Origin of the sequence: Streptomyces sp. Mut1 (genome assembly GCF_030719295.1) — a bacterium.
Classification (GTDB): Bacteria; Actinomycetota; Actinomycetes; order Streptomycetales; family Streptomycetaceae; genus Streptomyces; species Streptomyces castrisilvae.
The window spans coordinates 1,781,941-1,800,998 of record NZ_CP120997.1; the positions used below are offsets into that span (position 1 = coordinate 1,781,941).

Below are 19,058 nucleotides of genomic sequence, written 5' to 3' on the forward strand. Positions count from 1 at the left end.
AAATTCACCGCTCTCCGGACGAACGCTTCTTGACGCGCCGTCTCATCGTCTTCCATCTCACCCCGGGCCTCCGCACGGCCAGGGCAGCCTTCGCGGCGGGCTCGTCCCGCGCGAACGCGATCATCAGCCCGACGGCGAACATGGTCGGCAGCAGGGCCGACCCCCCGTAGGAGAACAGCGGGAGCGGGACACCGGCGATCGGCAGCAGGCCGAGCACCGCACCGATGTTGATCACGGCCTGCGCCGTGATCCAGGTGGTCACACCTCCCGCTGCGTACCTCACGAAGGGGTCCTCCGTGCGTCCCGCCACGCGGATACCCGCATAGCCTAGAGCCGCGAAGAGGGCGAGTACCGACAGCGTCCCCGCCAACCCCAGTTCCTCCCCGGTGATGGCGAAGATGAAGTCGGTGTGGGGTTCAGGAAGTTGACCCCATTTTTCCACACTCGCACCGAGCCCCGATCCGAACCATCCGCCCGACGCCAGAGCATAGATGCCGTGCACGGCCTGCCAGCACGAGCCGCCGGGGCCGGGCTCGCTGGCTCCCATGCACTCCAGCCGGGACATGCGGTTGGGGCTGGTCTTGATCAGCAGGAAGCCGATGAGACCGGCGGTGGCGAGCACTGCGGCGAACATCCGGGTCGGCGCACCGGCCAGCCAGAGCAGTCCGAAGAGGATGGCCGTGAGAATGATCGCAGTACCCATGTCGCCGCCGAGCATGATCAGCCCGAGCAGCATGAAGGCGACCGGGACCAGCGGCACGAGCATGTGCTTCCACTGGGCCAGCAGCCGCTTGTCCTGTTTGCGGGCGAGCAGGTCCGCCCCCCACAGCACGAGGGCCAGTTTGCCGAACTCGCTGGGCTGGAGCTGGAAGGGGCCGCCCAGGTAGAGCCAGTTGCGGTTGCCGTTGACCGACATCCCTATCCCCGGCACCTGGACCAGCACCATCAGGAAGACGGCTCCCAGGAGCAGCGGGTAGGCCAGCGCCCGGTGCAGCTTGACCGGCATCCGGGCGGCGAGCGCCATCAGCCCGGCCCCGATCACCGCGGCCAGGAACTGCTTGCGGAAGAAGTAGGTGCCCGGCTTGCCGAGTTCCAGGGCCTTGATCATCGAGGCGGAGTAGACCATCACCAGGCCGAGCACGGTGATCAGGAGTCCGGCGCCCAGGATCACGTAGTACGCCGTCAGCGGGCGGTCCCAGGCCCTGCGCGCCTGCTCGTACAGCCGCCGCGCGCCGCCGCCTCGGGGGCTGCGCGGGCTGCTCGTGCTCCGGGCGCGCACCGCCGCGGGGCGCCGCGCCTTGGCGGGCCGTACACGCACGCTCTCTTCGGCCGGCATGTCCCTGTCCCCTCCACTGCTCGTGCCCGGGGCTCCGGTGCCGGGGCCCGCCCCGGCACAGCCGTACCGCCCCGGTGGTCCGGGACGGTACGGCGCGGCGGCCGGGCCGTCAGGCGCTCTCGGCGGCGCGTGCGCGGACGGCGTCCGCGAAGGCCTCGCCCCGCTTGTTGTAGTTGACGAACATGTCCATGGAGGCGCAGGCCGGGGCCATCAGTACGGTGTCTCCCGGCCGGGCGAGCCGTGCCGCCTCGCGGACCGCCTCGGACATCGCCCCAGTGTCGGTCCGGTCGAGGTCGACCACCGGGACCTCGGGGGCGTGTCGCGCGAGGGCTTCGCGGATCAGGGCGCGGTCGGCGCCCATCAGCACGACGCCCCGCAGGCGCTTGGCGCAGCCGGTCACCAGCTCGTCGAACGTGGCGCCCTTGGCCAGGCCGCCGGCGATCCAGACGATGGGGTCGTAGGCGGCGAGGGAGGCTTCGGCGGCGTGCGTGTTGGTCGCCTTGGAGTCGTCCACGTACGCGACCCCGTCGACGTCGGCGACGTGCTCGATGCGGTGCGGGTCGGGGCGGAAGGCGCGCAGCCCGTCGCGCACGGCCGCGGGCTCGACGCCGAAGGCGCGGGCCAGGGCGGCGGCGGCCAGGGCGTTGGCGATGTTGTGCGGGGCCGGCGGGTTGACGTCGGCCACCTCGGCCAGCTCCTGGGCCTGCTTCTGCCGGTTGGCCACGAAGGCCCGGTCGACGAGGATGCCGTCGACGACACCGAGCTGGGAGGGCCCAGGCGTACCGAGGGTGAAGCCGATGGCCCGGCACCCCTCCTCGACGTCCGCCTCGCGCACCAGGTCCTCGGTGGCGGGGTCCGCGGCGTTGTAGACGCAGGCCACCTGGTTGCCCTCGTAGATCCGGCCCTTGTCGGCGGTGTACGCCTCCATGGAGCCGTGCCAGTCGAGGTGGTCGGGGGCCAGGTTGAGCACGGCTGCGGAGTGGGCGCGCAGCGAGGGCGCCCAGTGCAGCTGGTAGCTGGAGAGTTCGACGGCGAGTACGTCGTACGTCTGCTCGCCCGCCACGGCGTCCAGGAGGGAGACGCCGATGTTGCCGACGGCGGCGGTGCGCAGCCCGGCGGCCTCCAGGATGGAGGCGAGCATCCGTACGGTCGTGGTCTTGCCGTTGGTGCCGGTGACCGCGAGCCAGGGTGCCGGCTCCCGGCCGTCCCGCCCGCGCAGCCGCCAGGCGAGTTCGACATCGCCCCAGACCGGGACGCCCGCTTCGGCTGCCGCCGCGAACAGCGGCTTGCCGGGCTTCCAGCCGGGGGCGGTGACGATCAGCTCGGTGGACTCGGGCAGGGTGTCCCCGTCGCCGAGGCGCACGGTGATGCCCTGCGCCTCCAGCTCGGCGGCCTGGGCGCGCGAGCGCTCGTCGTCCCCGTCGTTGACGACGGTGACGACGGCGCCGAGGCCGTGCAGGACGCGGGCCGCCGGGATTCCGGATACTCCGAGTCCGGCGACCGTGACGTGCTTGCCCTGCCAGTCCGCGTTGCTCACTTCTTGGCTGCCCATCCTGCGTAGAAGAGGCCGAGTCCGACGATCACGCACATGCCCTGGATGATCCAGAAGCGGACCACGACAAGGACTTCGGACCACCCCTTGAGTTCGAAGTGGTGCTGGAGCGGTGCCATGCGGAAGACGCGCTTGCCGGTCATCTTGAACGAGCCGACCTGGATGACGACGGACATCGTGATCATCACGAAGAGGCCGCCGAGCACCGCCATCAGGAACTCGGTGCGGGAGCAGATCGCGAGCCCCGCGAGCGCGCCGCCGAGGGCGAGCGAGCCGGTGTCGCCCATGAAGATCTTGGCCGGGGAGGTGTTCCACCACAGGAAGCCGAAGCAGGAACCCATCAGCGCGGAGGCCACGACCGCGAGGTCGAGTGGATCTCGCACTTCGAAACAGGCGCTCGGATTGGTGAGGGTGGCGGCGTTGGCGCAGGACTCCTGGAACTGCCAGAGCCCGATGAAGGTGTACGCGCCGAAGACCATCACCGACGCACCGGTGGCCAGGCCGTCCAGACCGTCCGTCAGGTTCACGCCGTTGGACATGGCGAGAATCATGAACAGGGCCCAGACGACGAAGATCACCGGGCCGACGGACCAGCCGAAGTCCTCGACGAACGAGAGCTTGGTGGACGCCGGGGTGTTGCCCCGGGCGTCGGCGAACTGGAGCGAGAGCACCGCGAAGGCGATCCCGACTATCAGCTGGCCGGCCATCTTCGCCTTGGCCCGCAGTCCGAGCGAGCGCTGCTTGACGATCTTGATGTAGTCGTCGAGGAAGCCGACGAGTCCCATACCGGCCATCAGGAAGAGGACCAGCACGCCGGAGAAGCGCATGTCCTCGCCGGTGATCACCTTCGCCAGGACGTACGCGATGATCGTCGCCAGGATGAAGGCGATGCCGCCCATCGTGGGCGTGCCCTTCTTCGAGCCGTGGGTGCGCGGCCCGTCGTCCCGGATGAACTGCCCGTATCCCTTGCGGGCCAGGAGCTTGATCAGCAGCGGAGTGCCGACCAGGGTCAGGAAGAGCCCGATGGCTCCCGCGAAGAGGATCTGCCTCATCGGCCCGCGACCTCGCCCTCGGTCGCGTTCTCCAGCAGTGCCGTTACGACCTGCTCCAGGCCTACCGACCGGGACGCCTTCACCAGCACGACGTCTCCCGGGCGCAGTTCCCTGCGCAACAGGTCGACGGCAGCCTGTGCGTCGGACACGTGCACCGACTCCTCACCCCACGAACCCTCGTTGTATGCGCCCAGTTGCAGCCAGGAGGCTTCTCTGCCCCCGACCGCGACGAGCTTGCTGACGTTGAGCCGGACGGCGAGCCGTCCGACCGCGTCGTGCTCGGCGAGCGAGGCGTCGCCGAGCTCGGCCATCAGGCCGAGCACCGCCCACGTACGACGCCCCTTCCCCATGGCGGCCAGCGCGCGCAGCGCGGCCTTCATGGATTCGGGGTTGGCGTTGTAGGCGTCATTGACGAACGTCACGCCGTCCGGACGCTCGGTGACCTCCATGCGCCAGCGGGAGAGGGTGCCCGCCTCGGAGAGCGCTTCGGCGATCTCGTCTGCGGACAGGCCCAGCTCATGGGCGACGGCGGCCGCGGCGAGCGCGTTCGACACGTGGTGCTCACCGTACAGGCGCATGGTCACATCGCTGCACCCGGTGGGTGTGTGGAGCCGGAACGCGGGGCGTCCGTCGTCGGTGAGGTGGACGTTCTCACCCCGTACGTCCGCATCCGCGGCTTCGCCGAAGAAGAGCACACGGGCCTTGGTGCGGGAGGCCATGGCGCGTACGAGGGGGTCGTCGGCGTTGAGCACGGCGGTGCCGTCCTCGGGCAGCGACTCGACCATCTCGCCCTTGGCCTGGGCGATCTGCTCCTTGCCTCCGAACTCGCCGATGTGGGCGCTGCCGACGTTCAGTACGAGGCCGACGCGCGGCGGGACGAGTCCGGTGAGGTAGCGGATGTCGCCGATGTAGCGGGCGCCCATTTCGAGGACCAGGTGCTGGGTCTCGTCGGTGGCGCGCAGCGCGGTGAGCGGCAGGCCGATCTCGTTGTTGAGGTTGCCCTCGGGGTAGACGGTGGGCCCCTTGCGCTCCAGGAGCTGCGCGATGAGGTCCTTGGTGGAGGTCTTGCCCGCGGAGCCGGTCAGGGCGACGACGGTGGTGCCGAGGCGGGCGACGACGGCGCGGGAGAGCGCCCCGAGGGCCGCCACCACGTCGTCCACGACGATCGCGGGGACGCCGACGGGGCGGGTGGCCAGGACGAGCGCCGCACCCGCCTCGACGGCGCGCCCGGCGTAGTCGTGGCCGTCGGCGCGTTCGCCGGCGAAGGCGACGAAAAGGCTGCCTGGGGTCACCTTGCGGGAGTCGATGACGACCGGCCCGCTGACGGTTGCTGACGGATCCGGTATGTCGTGCGTCTGCCCGCCGACGATTGCGGCGATCTCGGCGAGGGAAAGGGCGATCACTTGGTCATCCCTGACTGTTGTTCTCGTGGGTGGAGGCACAGGGGGTGGCGCTCTCGTGCCCCAGGGACCGCTCGATGGCGGCGCGCAGGACCACCCGGTCGTCGAAGGGGCGGACGACGCCGTGGATGTCCTGGCCCTGCTCGTGGCCCTTGCCGGCGATGAGCACGGTGTCCCCGGGCTCGGCGCGGCCGACGACGGCGGCGACGGCCGCGGCCCGGTCGGCGTCGACCAGGACGTCGCCGCGCTCGTGGACGGGCACCTCGGCGGCGCCGGAGAGCATGGCGGCCAGGATGCCGAGCGGGTCCTCGGAGCGGGGGTTGTCGGAGGTCAGTACGGCGGTGTCGGCGAGCCGGGCGGCGGCGGCGCCCATCGGGCCGCGCTTGGTGGTGTCGCGGTCGCCGCCGCAGCCGAGGACGATGTGCAGCCTGCCCTTGGTGACCTTGCGCAGGGAGCGCAGCACGGACTCGACGGCGTCGGTCTTGTGCGCGTAGTCGACGAGCGCGAGGTAGGGCTGTCCGGCGTCGACGCGTTCCAGCCGGCCGGGCACCCCGGGGACGGACGCGACGCCGTCGGCCGCGGTCTGCGGGTCGATGCCGGCGACGGCGAGGGTGACGATCGCGGCCAGGGTGTTGGCGACGTTGAACGGGCCGGGCAGCGGGGCCTTGGCGGTGGCCCGCTCGCCGTTCGGGCCGACCACGGTGAGGGTGGAGCCGAGCTGGCCGACGACGACGTCCTCGGCCCGCCAGTCGGCGTCCGGGTGGCCCTCGGCGGAGAAGGTGGTGATGGGCACGGACGCCTCGGTGATGAGCCTGCGGCCGTACTCGTCGTCGTAGTTGACGACGCCCTGTTTGCTGCGCTGCGGGGTGAACAGCCGCGCCTTGGCCTGGAAGTAGTCCTCCATGCCGGAGTGGAACTCCATGTGCTCCGGGCTGAGGTTGTTGAAGACGGCGACGTCGAAGACGCAGCCGTCGACCCGGCCGAGCACCAGGGCGTGGCTGGAGACCTCCATGGTCACCGCGTCCACGCCGCGTTCGCGCATGACGGCGTACAGGGCCTGGAGATCGGTGGCTTCCGGGGTGGTGCGCTCGGACTTGATGCGTTCGTCGCCGATCCGCATCTCGACGGTGCCGATGAGGCCGGTGTCGCGTCCGGCGCCGCGGAAGCCGCCTTCGATGAGGTAGGCGGTGGTGGTCTTGCCGGAGGTGCCGGTGATGCCGATCTGGAGCAGGTCGGCGCCGGGGTGGCCGTAGATCTCGGCGGCGAGTTCGCCCATCCGGCCGCGCGGGTCGTCGGTGACGAGGACCGGCACCCCGGTGGCGCGGGCGCGCTCGGCGCCGGACGGATCGGTGAGGATGGCCGCCGCGCCGAGACCGGCCGCCTGGGCGGCGAAGTCGGCGCCGTGCAGCCGGGCGCCCGGCAGGGCCGCGTAGAGGTCCCCGGGGCGTACGGCGCGGGAGTCGTGGGTGATGCCGGTGACGTCACCGGTGCCCGGCGGTTCGGCTCCCAGACGGGCCGCCAGTGTTACCAGGGGGGTCGGCCGCAGCCGATCCGGGCGGGGCGCTCCCGGGTAGTTCACAGGCGCGTCCTTCTGGGTCGTTCGGGACTGTTCAGCGTGGGGCACGGCGGTGAGCGTACCGGGCGCACCGGACCTCTCGCGAAGTGAGGGGGCCGGGGTCCGGGGGTTCTCGTTCCGGTTCCCGGGATCGGGGGTGATGGTTGTCACTGGTGGTCTCCGCGAGTTCACTCGCCGGGTGCGTAGGACACCGGCAGCCGGGCCGGCTCACTGCCGGACGGGGGGGTCTGGAGCGTCTTGAGGGCGAACTCCATGACCTGCTTGTAGATGGGGCCGCAGATCTGGCCGCCGAAGTAACTGCCCTTGGTGGGGTTCTGGATCGCACAGTAGACGGTGATCTGGGGGTCGTCGGCGGGCGCGAAGCCGGCGAAGGAGGCCGTGTAGCCGTGGTAGCCGCCGCGCACCGGGTCGACCCGGTTGGCGGTGCCGGTCTTGCCCGCGACCCGGTAGCCGGGGATCTTGGCCTTCGTTCCGGTGCCCTCCTCGTCGCCGACCACCGATTCGAGCATGGTGGCGAGCGTCTTCGCCGTCTTCTCGCTGACCACCCTGGTCTGTTCGGGGGCCTCGGCGGGGGTGTAGCGGCCGTCGGCGCCCCTGGTGCCGCGGACGAGGGTCGGTTCGATCCGGACGCCGCCGTTGGCGATGGTCGAGTAGATCGAGGCGGCCTGCATGGCGTTGAGGGAGAGGCCCTGGCCGAAGGGGATCGTGAACTGCTGCGAGGTCGACCAGTCCTGCGGCTTGGCGAGGATGCCGGGGGTCTCGCCGGGGTAGTCGAGGCCGGTGGGCGACCCGATGCCGAACTTCCTCAGGTAGGAGTGCAGCACCTTGTTCGACTCGGCCTGCGTCTTGCCGAGCTGACCGGTGGCCAGGATCGTTCCGATGTTGCTGGACTTGGCGAGTACGCCGTTGAGCGTCAGGTACCACGTGGGGTGGTCGATGTCGTCCTTGAAGAGCCGGTCGCCCCGGTGCAGCCGGTTGGGGACCGTGACGTGCGTACCGGGGGTGGCGACGCCCTCCTCCAGCACGGCGGCCATGGACATCACCTTGCTGGTGGAGCCGGGCTCGTAGACGTCCTGGAGGGCCGCGTTGCCCAGGGACGCGGCGTCGGCCTGGGAGAGGTCGTTGGGGTCGAAGCCGGGGGCGTTGGCCATGGCGAGGACCTCGCCGGTGCGGGTGTTCTGCACGATGACGTAGCCGCGGTCGGCCTTCGACTTCTCGACCTGGTCGGAGATGGCCTTCTGGGCCGCCCACTGGATGTCGCGGTCGATGGTCAGCTCGATGTCGGAGCCGGGGACCGCCGGCACCTCCTTGGTGCCCGCGGTGGGCACCCGCCGGCCGCCGGACTGGGCGTACTTGATCGTGCCGTCCTCGCCCGCGAGTTCCTTGTCCAGCTGCGATTCGAGGCCGCCCGCGCCCTTGCCCTCGGCGTTGACATAACCCAGTATCCCGGCGGCCAGGGCGCCGTTGGGGTAGACGCGCTTGGTGGTCGCCTCCTGGAAGACGCCGGCCAGCACGTTGGCGCCGGGGCCGCCGGCCGCCTTGTCCTTCGCGGCCTTCTCGGCGAAGGCGGACTTCAGGTCCTTGATCTGCTTCCAGACCTGCGGGGTCTGCCTGCGGGCCAGGACCGCGTAGCGGCTCTTGGGCTTGGAGAGCCGCTTCGTCAGATCGGCCGCGTCGACGCCGAGGATGGGCGCGAGGAGGGCGGCGGCCTGCTGGGGGGCGTCGGGCGCCTTGCTGTCGGCCGGCGTGAACATCTTGGGGTCGGCCGTGATGTCGTACGCGTCGACGCTGGTGGCCAGCGCGATGCCGCCGCGGTCGGTGATCTCACCGCGCTCCGCCGCCACGGTGTAGCTCAGGTAGCGGTTCTCCTCGGCCTTCGCGGCGTACGCGTGGGCGTCGACTGCCTGGACCTGGAGGAGGCGGACGACGAACGCGATCATGACGAGCGTCAGCGCGAGGCTGACCAGCCGCAGCCTCGGGCGCGGGCTGCCCAGCCGCAGCGGCCGGCCGGAGCGGCTGCGCGCCGTGCGCCCGCGCGGTGCGCCGGACGGGCCGCGCCGCCGCTGCTCGGGGCGCGGGCGGCCGGACGAGGCGGCGTTGCGGGGGCGCGCGGGGCCGGGGACCCGGCGGCGCGGTGGTTGCTTGGAGGGCACTCGGTCACCTGCCGGGGCTCGTGGAGGGCTGTGCCGCCGGCGCGCCGGAGGCCGTGGAGGTGCCCGGTCCCGCCGTCGCGGTGCCGGGCGCGGGGGTGGTGGCCGCGGGGGCCGTGGGCGTGGCCGGGCTCGCGGGCGCCGACGTGGCCGGCGCGGGGGTGGTCGGGGTGGATACGGGGTCCGGGCCCGGCGTGGCCTTGGACGGCACCCCCCGGACCGTGCCGCCCGGGTCGAGGAAGGCGGGGCTGCCGCCGGGGACCATGCCCAGCTCCCGGGCCCGGCGTGCCAGGGCGTCGGGCTCGAAGGAGGCGTCGACGTCGCGCTGGAGGGCCTGCTGCTCGTCGGTGAGTTCGGTGGTCCGCTTCTTCAGCTCGCTCAGCCGGAACGATCCCTCGTTGAGCGCGGAGTTGAGCAGCAGCAGGGTGATCAGGCCGCCGCCCAGCAGCAGGACGACCAGCAGGACGAACGGAGTGCGGGCCGCGGTGCTCGGCCCGGCGGGCATCAGCCGGGTGAGCCGTGCGGCGCGTCCTTGCCGCTGCCCGGCCGGTTCGCTCACCGCACCGCTCCGTCCCCGGCGCCGGCGGCCGGGAGCCGGGCGCTCACCGCTCGTCCTCACGGATGCGCTGGGCGCCGCGCAGCCGGGCGGGGGCGGCCCGCCGGTTCTCGGCGACCTCCTCCTCGGTGGGGAGCTCGGCGCCCCGGGTGAGCAGCTTCAGCCGGGGCTGGTAGCGCTCGGGGACGACGGGCAGGCCGGGCGGCGCGGTGTTGGCGGCTCCGGCCGCGAGGACCTGCTTGACCAGCCGGTCCTCCAGCGACTGGTACGACAGGACCGCGATGCGGCCGCCGACGGCGAGGCTCCGGACGGCGGCCGGAATGGCCCGCTCCAGCACGGTGAGTTCGCCGTTGACCTCGATGCGCAGGGCCTGGAAGGTGCGCTTGGCGGGGTTGCCGCCGGTGCGCATGGCGGCCTGCGGCAGGGCTTCGCGGATCAGCTCGACGAGCCGGGCGCTGTTGCTGAAGGGCTCCTTCTCGCGTTCGCGCACGACGGCGGAGACGATCCGCTTCGCCTGCTTCTCCTCGCCGTACGCGCGCAGGATGCGCACCAGTTCGCCCGGCGGGTAGGTGTTGAGGACCTCGGCGGCGCCGATGCCGGTCGTCTGGTCCATGCGCATGTCGAGCGGGGCGTCGCGGGCGTACGCGAAGCCGCGGTCGGCCTCGTCCAGCTGCATGGAGGAGACGCCGAGGTCGAACAGGACGCCCTGCACCTTGGGGATGCCGAGCCGGTCGAGCACCTCGGGCAGCTCGTCGTAGACGGCGTGCACCAGCGTCGCGCGGTCGCCGTAGGGGGCGAGCCGCTCGCCGGAGAGGCGGAGGGCCTCCTTGTCGCGGTCCAGGGCGATCAGCCGGGCGGTCGGGAAGGCGGCGAGGAGCGCCTCGCTGTGTCCGCCGAGGCCCAGGGTGCAGTCGACGACCACGGGGGGCCGGGGGCCGGGCGCCTCCAGAGCCGGTGCCAACAGGTCCAGGCATCGCTGGAGCATCACCGGGACGTGTCGGGTCTGGCTCATGCGCCCTCTCAGGCTCAGGTCCCGGGTGGCGGGACGTACGGCCTGGTCCCCGCCCGCTCGCGAAGGGGAGGTCCGCCGGCGCCGGGGAAGGGGCGTCAGCCGACCGGCGAGCGGGAGAGGGCCGGGCCGTACGTACGCCGCGCACACGGGGAAAAGTTCGAAATGTGCAGGGTGTCGGTAACTTCCCGTCACTTTAGTCCACCCTGCCACTCGATCGATTCCCGATCAATCAACCCGGCAGCGCGTCGGCCGCCGCGCGTTCACCCGCCCGGATGACCGCGGGCGGGCTTGTGGAGTACCTCACAACAAGCACTGTTGACGTTTTTTGTCCGCTTCCCCCTCCGGTCGCCGCCGGTGGCGGGGCTAACGTCTTGTCCATGTCGACTTCCGCGCACGCCCCCGCCGAACCTCCCGCCTCCGCCGCCGCCGGTACGGTCACCGACCGTCTGGTCGAGGCGAATGGCCACTACGCCTCGGAGTTCAAGGACCCCGGGATGGACGCCAAGCCGGTGCTCCGCGTCGCCGTGGTCGCCTGCATGGACGCCCGGCTCGACCTGCACAAGGCTCTCGGCCTGTCGCTGGGCGACTGCCACACCATCCGCAACGCGGGCGGCGTGGTCACCGACGACGTCATCCGTTCGCTGGCGATCAGCCAGCGGGCGCTGGGCACCCGCAGCATCATCCTGATCCACCACACCAACTGCGGCATGGAGTCGATCACGGAGGACTTCCGCCAGGAGCTGGAGATGGAGGTCGGCCAGCGCCCGTCCTGGGCCGTGGAGTCGTACACCGACGCCGACCAGGACGTGCGGCAGTCGATGCAGCGCGCGCGCACCTCGCCGTTCCTCAAGCACACCGATGACGTGCGCGGTTTTGTCTTCGACGTGACCTCCGGCAAGCTGCGCGAGATCTTCCCGGCTTCCTGATCCGGCCGTGCGCCCGAGGTCGCCGGGAGGTGGCGGACGAGCACCTTCCGGTGACGAAATCCTCACCCAATCCGACATATCGCCCTTGGTTGTCCACAGGCGAGTGACACAAAGCGGTAACGGCAACAAGAATGCGTGAGTGACACCCCGTCGGACCTCGCCGTCCGGCGCGGTGTCCGCATTTCGGGGAGGGCCGGGCCGCACGAGGGCACCGGCCCGTGACTGGGGAATCCCGTGCTCCTGGTGAGCGTGGGGCAGGGCCGAGGAGGGCCGGGTGACGACCTATGACGATCGAGCGAGCCTCACAGATCTGACCACCACCGCAGAGCGGGTGCGCAGGTCGGTGGAGGCCGTGATCGAGGGCAAGCCGGAGGTCGTACGGCTCTCGCTGACCGTGCTGCTCGCGGAGGGGCATCTGCTCATCGAGGATGTCCCGGGCGTCGGCAAGACCATGCTGGCCAAGGCGCTGGCCAGGTCCATCGACTGTTCGGTGCGCCGCATCCAGTTCACGCCGGACCTGCTGCCGTCGGACATCACCGGGGTGTCGATCTACGACCAGCAGCGCCGCGACTTCGAGTTCAAGCCGGGGGCGATCTTCGCCCAGGTGGTGATCGGCGACGAGATCAACCGCGCCTCCCCCAAGACCCAGTCCGCGCTGCTGGAGTCGATGGAGGAGCGCCAGGTCACCATCGACGGGCACACCTACGAGCTGCCCGACCCCTTCATGGTCGTGGCCACGCAGAACCCGGTGGAGATGGAGGGCACGTATCCGCTGCCCGAGGCCCAGCGCGACCGGTTCATGGCCCGGGTGTCGATCGGCTATCCCAGCGCGGAGGCCGAGCTGCGGATGCTCGACGTGCACGGCGGGCTCTCCCCCCTGGACGACCTCCAGCCGGTGGCCCACGCGCACGACATCGTGAAGCTGATCGACGCGGTGCGGGCGGTCCATGTCGCCGAGGCCGTCCGCAGGTACGCGGTGCAGCTCGTCGGCGCCACCCGCAACCACCCCGACCTCCGGCTCGGCGCCTCGCCGCGCGCCACGCTGCATCTGCTGCGGGCCGCCAAGGCGTCCGCGGCGCTGTGCGGCCGGGACTACTGCCTGCCGGACGATGTGCAGGCCCTGGCCGTGGCGGTGCTCGCCCACCGGCTGCTGCCCACCGCGCAGGCCCAGCTGAACCGCCGCAGCGCCGAGCAGGTCGTGCTGGAGATCCTCCAGCAGACCCCGGTGCCCACGGCCGTGGGCGGCCCGGCCGCCGCCGCTCCGCAGTATCAGGCGGGCCCGGCGTACGGCGGCCGACAGCAGCCCGCCCCCCGGCGGACGTGATGGCCGGGGCGGGGCCCGTCGCGATGGACGGCGGCGAGGGCAAGGGGGGTGTGCGGGCCGCGCTCGGCGGGCTGACCACCCGGGGGCGGTCCTTCCTCGCGGCCGGGATCGCCGCGGCGGTCTGCGCCTACGCGCTGGGCCAGGGGGACCTGCTGCGGGTCGGTCTGCTGCTCGCCGTGCTGCCGCTGGTGTGCGCGACCGTGCTCTACCGGACCCGCTACCGGGTGGCGGGCACCCGCCGGCTCTCCCCTTCGCGGGTCCCGGCAGGTTCCGAGGCCCGCGTGCGTCTGCGGATGGACAACGTCTCGCGCCTGCCCACGGGCCTGCTGATGCTCCAGGACCGGGTGCCGTACGTGCTCGGTCCGCGTCCCCGGTTCGTGCTGGACCGGGTGGAGGCGGGCGGCCGGCGCGAGGTGTCCTACCGGGTCCGTTCGGACCTGCGCGGGCGCTATCCGCTCGGCCCGCTGCAACTGCGGCTGAGCGACCCGTTCGGCATGTGCGAGCTGACGCGTTCCTTCAGCGCCTACGACACCCTGGTCGTGGTCCCGAGGACCGAGCCGCTGCCGCCGGTGCGGCTGGCCGGCGAGGCCTCCGGCCACGGCGAGGGGCGCCAGCGCTCCCTGGCGCTGGCCGGTGAGGACGACGTGATCCCGCGCGGCTACCGCTACGGGGACGATCTGCGCCGCGTCCACTGGCGCTCCACCGCGCGCCACGGCGAGTTGATGGTGCGCCGCGAGGAGCAGCCGCAGCGGGCCAGGTGCACGGTCCTGCTCGACACCCGGCGCGTCGCCTACCGGGGCACGGGGCCGGACTCCGCGTTCGAGTGGGCCGTCTCCGGGGCGGCCTCCGCGCTGGTGCACATGCTGGAGCGCGGCTTCGCGGTCCAGCTGCTCACCGACGTGGGCGGCGCGGCGCCGGGCGGGGCCGGCCTCGCCGGCGCCACCCACGACTCGGCGGAGTCCGCCGGGCTGATGATGGACACCCTCGCGGTCGTCGAGCACTCCGACGGCGGGGGCCTGTCCCGCGCGTACGACGGGCTGCGCGGGGGCGACGAGGGGCTGCTGATCGCCTTCCTCGGCGATCTGGACGAGGCGCAGGCCGCCGTGGCCGCCCGGATGCGGCAGCGCAGCAGCGGGGCCGTGGCCTTCGTCCTGGACGCCACCGCCTGGGTGAACGGCGCCTCGCCCGCCACCCGCGAGGCGTCCGAGCGGCGGCTGCGGCCGCTGCGCGAGTCGGGGTGGACGGTGGTGCCGGTGGAGCCCGGCGCCGAGCTGCCCGTGCTGTGGCAGCAGGCCGGACGCCACGGCACGCCGGCCGGTTCCGGCACGGCGGGATTCTCCGGGGGCTGGTCATGAGGGGGCGGTCATGAGCGGTCGTGGTCGGCTGGCGCTGTGCGCCTTCGCGGCGACACTGATGGCGGCCTGCTCGATGCTGCCACTGGTGGACCCGGCCAAATGGCTCGTGCAGGCCGCGTTCCTGCTGGCGATCCAGTTCGGGGTGGGCGCGCTGGGCCGGCGGGTGCCGCTGCCCAGGCTGCTGACGGTCGTCGCGCAGGCGCTGGTCGTGCTGGTGCTGCTGACGGTGGCGTTCGCCAGGGAGCAGGCGGTGGCGGGCGTGCTGCCCGGACCGCAGGCGGTGCGGCAGCTCACGGACCTGCTGACGGCCGGCACGGACGACGTCAGCCGGTACGCGATTCCGGCGCCGGCGACCCCGGGCATCCGGCTGATGCTGGTGGGCGGGGTGCTGCTGGTCGGGCTCGCGGTGGACACGCTGGCGGTGACCTTCCGCAGCGCCGCGCCCGCCGGGCTGCCCCTGCTGGCGCTCTACTCGGTGGCCGCCGGGCTCTCGGACGGCGGCACGGACTGGCTGTGGTTCCTGCTGGCGGCCTGCGGCTATCTGCTGCTCCTGCTGGCCGAGGGGCGCGACCGGCTCTCCCAGTGGGGGCGGGTCTTCGCCGGAGCGGCCGGGTCCCGGGGCGGTTCGTCCGCCGGGCTCGAAGCCTCGGGCGGCAGGGCGCTCGCCCCGGTTCGTACGGGGCGGCGGATCGGCGCGCTGGCCCTCGGGATCGCGCTGGTCGTGCCGGCGGCGCTGCCCGCGCTGGACGGCGGGCTGCTGACGGGTTCGGGCAGCGGGGGCGCCAAGGGGCGCGGCGGCGGCACCATCTCCGCGGTCAACCCGCTGGTCTCGCTCCAGGACAACCTGAACCAGCCGGAGAACCGGCAGGTGATGTCGTACCGCACCGACTCCGACAGCCCCGGCGACTTCTATCTGCGCATCCTGGCCCTGGACCAGTTCAACGGGAACGAGTGGCGGGCTTCCACGCGCCGGCTCCAGGACGTGCCGAAGCGGCTTCCGACGCCGGCCGGCCTCTCCCCCGCCGTCACGGTCTCGGAGGTCAAGTCGACCGTCTCGGCCTCCCGCTCGTACCGGCAGACCTATCTGCCGCTGCCCTTTCCGGCGGCCGAGGTGCGGGTCGACGGGCGGTGGCGCTTCGAGGAGGAGGGCCGCACGCTCGTCGGGGACGACGGGGAGACCACCAGCGGCGCTCAGTACACGGTGACCAGCCTCGATGTGCAGCCGACGGCCGAGCAGCTCGCCCGTGCGGGCGCGGTCCCGGCGGCGCTGCTGCGTGAGTACACCCAGGTGCCGGACACGCTGCCGAAGGTGGTCGCGGAAACCGCCGAGGAGGTCACGCGGGGCACGGGCAACGCCTACGAGCGGGCGGTGAAGCTCCAGGACTACTTCTCCACCGACGGCGGGTTCACGTACGACACCTCGGTCAGCTCGGGTACGGGCACGGCCGCGATCGCCCGTTTCCTCAAGGACCGGAAGGGCTTCTGCGTCCACTTCTCGTTCACGATGGCCGCGATGGCCCGGACGCTGGGGATTCCGGCCCGGGTCGCGGTGGGCTTCACGCCGGGCTCGGCGCAGGCCGACGGTACGTACTCGGTCGGGCTGCGGGACGCGCACGCGTGGCCCGAGCTGTACTTCGAGGGCATCGGCTGGACCCGCTTCGAGCCGACCCCGACGCGTGGCTTCGTCCCGTCGTACACGCTGCCCGACGCCCCGACCGGTGACACGGCGGACCCGGCCAGGCCCGAGGCGGACGCCTCGGCGCCGGAGGCGGCCGCCCCGTCCGCGTCGGAGAGCTGCCCGGCGCAGATGCGCAAGCAGGGCGAGTGCGGGCAGACGGCGGCGCCCGGGGCCGCCGCGCCGACGGACACGGGCACTCCGGCGGGCACTGTGCTCGGCATCGCCCTGGCGGCCGTGCTGGTCCTGGTGCTGCCGCTGCTGCCGATGTGCTGGCGCCTGCGGGCGCGGGCCCGCAGGCTGGGCTCGTCGGCGGGCCGCACCCCCGCCGACACCACCGCGAGGACGCTGGCGGTGTGGCGGGAGGTCACCGACACGGCGTGGGACCACGGCGTCCTCCCGGACGACGCGCTGACCCCGCGCAGGGCCGCCGAGCGGCTGGTGCGCCTGGGCCGGCTCGACACGGAGGCGGCGGACGCGGCGCACCGGGTCGCGGGGGCGGTGGAGCAGGTGCTGTACGCGCCGGAGCCGCGTCCGGTCTCGGGGCTCGCCGAGGACGCCCGCGCGGTACGGGCCGGGCTCGGCGTCGCGGCCGGGCGGGCCATCCGGCTCCGGGCGCTCGTGGCGCCGCGCTCGGCCGTACGAGTGGTGTGGGCGCTCTCCCGGCGCCGGGCGGCCCTGGCGGGGCGCCTGCGGCTGCCGGCCAGGCCGGCCTGGACCCGGCGCCCGTCCCGTCAGGAGGGCTGAGGAGGGCGGGGCTGGGGCGGGGCGTCTCCGCCCCAGCCCCAGCCCCGCCCCAGCCCCGTTTCTCCCCGTTACCCGCTTCGCCTCGTCACCGCACGCGTGAGGGGCGGTCGCGATGTCCGCGACCGCCCCTCACCCAGAAGTGCTCTGTACGTCTGCGAAACGCTCTGTACGTCTACTGTCCCTGCTCGTCGCGGCGGCGCTGCCACCGCTGTTCGATCCGGTTCATCACGGACCGGCGCTGTCGGGACTGCCGGCGCTCACTCGCACCACCGGCGCGCACCGCCTGCTGCTGCTCGCCCGGCTTGGGTGCCTTGCGCCAGCCCGTGACCGCGAGCACCGCGCAGCCCAGCATGACGAGAAAGCCCACCACGCTGATCCAGATCTGCTGAGCGACCATTCCGGCCATGAGGAGCGCGATACCCACCAGAAAGCCAGCAACTGCCTGGTAGACCCGTCGCCGGGTGTATGTACGCAGCCCACTTCCCTCGAGCGCTGTCGCGAACTTGGGATCTTCGGCGTACAGCGCTCGCTCCATTTGCTCGAGCATTCGCTGCTCGTGCTCCGAGAGCGGCACGGAGTCCTCCTCGTCGTCGGCCGCGGGGGGCGGCCGGTATGCGGCCCTTCCAGGATAGGCAGGGAATCGCCCCCGTGAAACCCGCCCTCATTGCCAATCAGCCAGTCCGGGCCGCCACGGCGGCTCAGCTGCTGAGGCGTTGATTCCCCAACCTCCGATCCGTCATGCCGGATGGTGTCCCCCGATCATACGGGGCCCGGGGCCCGAACGGGGCTGCCGGTGCGTACTCCGTCTGCGGCTGCGTTGCTGATCAGCCGCGCTGCCGCCGGTCGCCGGGCCGGTGTCTCAGCCGCGTTTGGTGCCCAGGACGTGCAGCTGGGTGGCCACCGAGTGGAAGGCGGGCAGTTCGGCGGCCGCGGCCTCCAGCTTGAGGAGGGCTTCCATCGCGCCGGGTTCGGTGTCCACCAGGACTCCGGGGACGAGGTCGGCGAAGACGCGGACGCCGTGGACCGCGCCGACCTCCACGTCGGCTCCGGTGACCAGCGCGGTGAGCTGCTCGGCGGTGTACCGCCGGGGCATCGGGTCGCCCTCGCCCCACCGGCCTTCCGGGTCGCCGAGCGCGTGCCTGGCCTCGGTGAAGTGGCCGGCCAGGGCGCGGGCCAGGACCGCTCCCCCCAGCCCGGCGGCGAGCAGACTCAGCGCACCGGCCGGGCGCAGCGCCTCCACCGCGTGCCGCACGCCCTCGGCGGGGTCGTCCACGTACTCCAGGACGCCGTGGCAGAGCACCGCGTCGTAACCACCGCGCTCCACCACGTCGAACAGACCGAGGATGTCGCCCTGCACCCCGCGGACCCGGTCGGCGACCCCGGCCTCGGCGGCCCGGCGCTCCAGCGCGAACAGCGCGTTGGGGCTGGGGTCGACGACCGTGACCCGGTGGCCCAGACGGGCGACGGGCACGGCGAAATTGCCCGTGCCGCCGCCGGTGTCCAGCACGTCCAGGGCGTCCCTGCCGGTCGCCTTGACCCGGCGGTCGAGGGCGTCCTTGAGGACCTCCCAGACCACAGCGGTACGGAGGGAGGCGCGGGGGCGCAGCGGGTCCGACACGGCAGTTGACTCCTCGGCACGGGCCGCCGGCGGGGGCGGAGCGTGAACAGCGCAGGTGATAGGTCCTGTCCACCCTATTGCCTGGCACCGCCCCCGCGGTCATCCCGCCTCGGGCCGCTCCCCGCGGGGCTGTGGCAGCACCGGCTGGAGCACGAGCAGCCGCTCGACCAGGCGCAGGAACATCGCCGCGTCCCGCAGCAGGTCGTCCGCGTCCCGCCGGCCCGCCGCGCCGGGTATCCCCGCCTCCGCGCGGGCCCGCCGGGCGGCACCCGCGGCGAACAGGGCGCTCCACTCGGTCAGCTCGGGGGCCAGCTCCGGCAGGATCTCCCAGGCGCTGCGGATCCTCTCCCGGCGCCGGCGCGAGGTCTCGGGGCGGCCGCGGACGGCGAGCACGGCCGCCGCGGTGCGCAGGGCCGCGAGGTGTGCCGTGGCGTACCGCTCGTTGGGCACGTCGAGAACAGCTGCCTCCGCCAGGCCGGCACGGGCCTGGGCGAGGAGATCGAGGGCAGCGGGCGGCGCGGTGGTGCGCCGGACGACGGGGTGGACATCGTGGGCCGGGCCGGTCGGTGAGGGAGCAGGGCCGTCTGCGCGGCGTCGCGGGGCGGCGGCTGCGGACGAGTGGGCCATGACAGAACCTCCTGTCTCGGTAACGGCTTCGTGGCCGTCTGTGTCCATCGTGACGGCCCCCACTGACAATCGGTCTCGATCCGGCCCTGACCTGGGCTTTTGCTTCGATCGCGAGTTCGGGCTACCTTTTTGTACTGACCAGTCAGTTCAAA

At 72.7% G+C, this 19,058-nt stretch carries 15 protein-coding genes; 4 read left to right on the forward strand and 11 right to left on the reverse strand.

Features of this window, described 5'->3' with window-relative positions; genetic code table 11:
* Positions 1–4 precede the first annotated feature (4 nt).
* The 8 genes from ftsW to rsmH all read right to left on the reverse strand — a co-directional run bounded on the left by ftsW (position 5) and on the right by rsmH (position 10,634).
* Positions 5–1,336, reverse strand: coding sequence for a putative lipid II flippase FtsW (gene ftsW / locus P8A18_RS07555; RefSeq protein WP_306052914.1), 1,332 nt, complete (start codon positions 1,334–1,336; stop codon positions 5–7).
* 109 nt (positions 1,337–1,445) lie between these two features.
* Positions 1,446–2,873: a UDP-N-acetylmuramoyl-L-alanine--D-glutamate ligase gene (gene murD / locus P8A18_RS07560; protein ID WP_306060735.1), complete on the reverse strand. Its 1,428-nt coding sequence runs from the start codon at positions 2,871–2,873 to the stop codon at positions 1,446–1,448.
* Positions 2,870–3,940 carry a phospho-N-acetylmuramoyl-pentapeptide-transferase gene (gene mraY / locus P8A18_RS07565; protein WP_018555525.1) on the reverse strand — a complete coding sequence of 357 codons (1,071 nt, stop codon included), beginning with the start codon at positions 3,938–3,940 and terminating at the stop codon, positions 2,870–2,872. The genes murD and mraY overlap by 4 nt, the downstream gene beginning before the upstream one ends.
* Positions 3,937–5,343, reverse strand: a complete 1,407-nt coding sequence (locus P8A18_RS07570) for a UDP-N-acetylmuramoyl-tripeptide--D-alanyl-D-alanine ligase (RefSeq protein ID WP_306052916.1) — start codon at positions 5,341–5,343, stop codon at positions 3,937–3,939. The genes mraY and P8A18_RS07570 overlap by 4 nt, the downstream gene beginning before the upstream one ends.
* A 4-nt stretch (positions 5,344–5,347) precedes the next feature.
* Positions 5,348–7,066 carry a UDP-N-acetylmuramoyl-L-alanyl-D-glutamate--2,6-diaminopimelate ligase gene (locus tag P8A18_RS07575; protein ID WP_371933647.1) on the reverse strand — a complete coding sequence of 573 codons (1,719 nt, stop codon included), beginning with the start codon at positions 7,064–7,066 and terminating at the stop codon, positions 5,348–5,350.
* A 17-nt stretch (positions 7,067–7,083) separates the two neighbouring features.
* Entirely contained in the window at positions 7,084–9,069 is a 1,986-nt protein-coding gene (locus P8A18_RS07580) for a peptidoglycan D,D-transpeptidase FtsI family protein (RefSeq protein ID WP_306052920.1), read from the reverse strand.
* 4 nt (positions 9,070–9,073) lie between these two features.
* Entirely contained in the window at positions 9,074–9,571 is a 498-nt protein-coding gene (ftsL, locus tag P8A18_RS07585) for a cell division protein FtsL (protein WP_306060737.1), read from the reverse strand.
* Positions 9,572–9,668: 97 nt separating this feature from the next.
* Positions 9,669–10,634, reverse strand: a complete 966-nt coding sequence (gene rsmH / locus P8A18_RS07590; protein ID WP_306052922.1) for a 16S rRNA (cytosine(1402)-N(4))-methyltransferase RsmH — start codon at positions 10,632–10,634, stop codon at positions 9,669–9,671.
* A 377-nt stretch (positions 10,635–11,011) separates the two neighbouring features.
* Here rsmH and P8A18_RS07595 point away from each other — a divergent pair, with 377 nt between their 5' ends.
* The 4 genes from P8A18_RS07595 (at position 11,012) to P8A18_RS07610 (ending at position 16,661) form a co-directional block, all read left to right on the forward strand.
* On the forward strand, positions 11,012–11,560 hold the full coding sequence (locus tag P8A18_RS07595; protein WP_018555519.1) for a beta-class carbonic anhydrase: 549 nt from the start codon (positions 11,012–11,014) through the stop codon (positions 11,558–11,560).
* Positions 11,561–11,834: 274 nt separating this feature from the next.
* A complete protein-coding gene (locus P8A18_RS07600; protein WP_306052924.1) occupies positions 11,835–12,884 on the forward strand; it encodes an AAA family ATPase in 1,050 nt (349 codons plus the stop codon).
* Positions 12,884–14,239, forward strand: coding sequence for a DUF58 domain-containing protein (locus P8A18_RS07605; RefSeq protein ID WP_306052926.1), 1,356 nt, complete (start codon positions 12,884–12,886; stop codon positions 14,237–14,239). Before P8A18_RS07600 ends, P8A18_RS07605 begins: the two co-directional genes overlap by 1 nt.
* Positions 14,240–14,249: 10 nt before the next feature.
* Positions 14,250–16,661, forward strand: a complete 2,412-nt coding sequence (locus P8A18_RS07610) for a transglutaminase TgpA family protein (protein ID WP_306052928.1) — start codon at positions 14,250–14,252, stop codon at positions 16,659–16,661.
* Between the two features lie 172 nt (positions 16,662–16,833).
* Here the strand turns inward: P8A18_RS07610 and P8A18_RS07615 are convergent, their stop codons facing one another.
* The 3 genes from P8A18_RS07615 to P8A18_RS07625 form a co-directional block, all read right to left on the reverse strand.
* Complete coding sequence (locus tag P8A18_RS07615; RefSeq protein ID WP_306052930.1) at positions 16,834–17,235, reverse strand: SCO2097 family morphological protein; 402 nt, start codon at positions 17,233–17,235, stop codon at positions 16,834–16,836.
* A 285-nt stretch (positions 17,236–17,520) separates the two neighbouring features.
* Entirely contained in the window at positions 17,521–18,279 is a 759-nt protein-coding gene (locus P8A18_RS07620; protein WP_306052932.1) for a class I SAM-dependent methyltransferase, read from the reverse strand.
* 99 nt (positions 18,280–18,378) lie between these two features.
* Entirely contained in the window at positions 18,379–18,906 is a 528-nt protein-coding gene (locus tag P8A18_RS07625) for an SAV_6107 family HEPN domain-containing protein (RefSeq protein ID WP_306052934.1), read from the reverse strand.
* Positions 18,907–19,058 lie beyond the last annotated feature (152 nt).

Bases quoted from the DNA above. Each gene is read 5' to 3' on its own strand.
- P8A18_RS07610 (WP_306052928.1), top strand. From the start codon at position 14,250: ATGAGCGGTCGTGGTCGGCTGGCGCTGTGCGCCTTCGCGGCGACACTG.
- P8A18_RS07625 (WP_306052934.1), bottom strand. From the start codon at position 18,906: ATGGCCCACTCGTCCGCAGCCGCCGCCCCGCGACGCCGCGCAGACGGC.
- P8A18_RS07595 (WP_018555519.1), top strand. From the start codon at position 11,012: ATGTCGACTTCCGCGCACGCCCCCGCCGAACCTCCCGCCTCCGCCGCC.
- mraY (WP_018555525.1), bottom strand. From the start codon at position 3,940: ATGAGGCAGATCCTCTTCGCGGGAGCCATCGGGCTCTTCCTGACCCTG.
- rsmH (WP_306052922.1), bottom strand. From the start codon at position 10,634: ATGAGCCAGACCCGACACGTCCCGGTGATGCTCCAGCGATGCCTGGAC.
- P8A18_RS07605 (WP_306052926.1), top strand. From the start codon at position 12,884: ATGGCCGGGGCGGGGCCCGTCGCGATGGACGGCGGCGAGGGCAAGGGG.
- ftsW (WP_306052914.1), bottom strand. From the start codon at position 1,336: ATGCCGGCCGAAGAGAGCGTGCGTGTACGGCCCGCCAAGGCGCGGCGC.
- ftsL (WP_306060737.1), bottom strand. From the start codon at position 9,571: ATGCCCGCCGGGCCGAGCACCGCGGCCCGCACTCCGTTCGTCCTGCTG.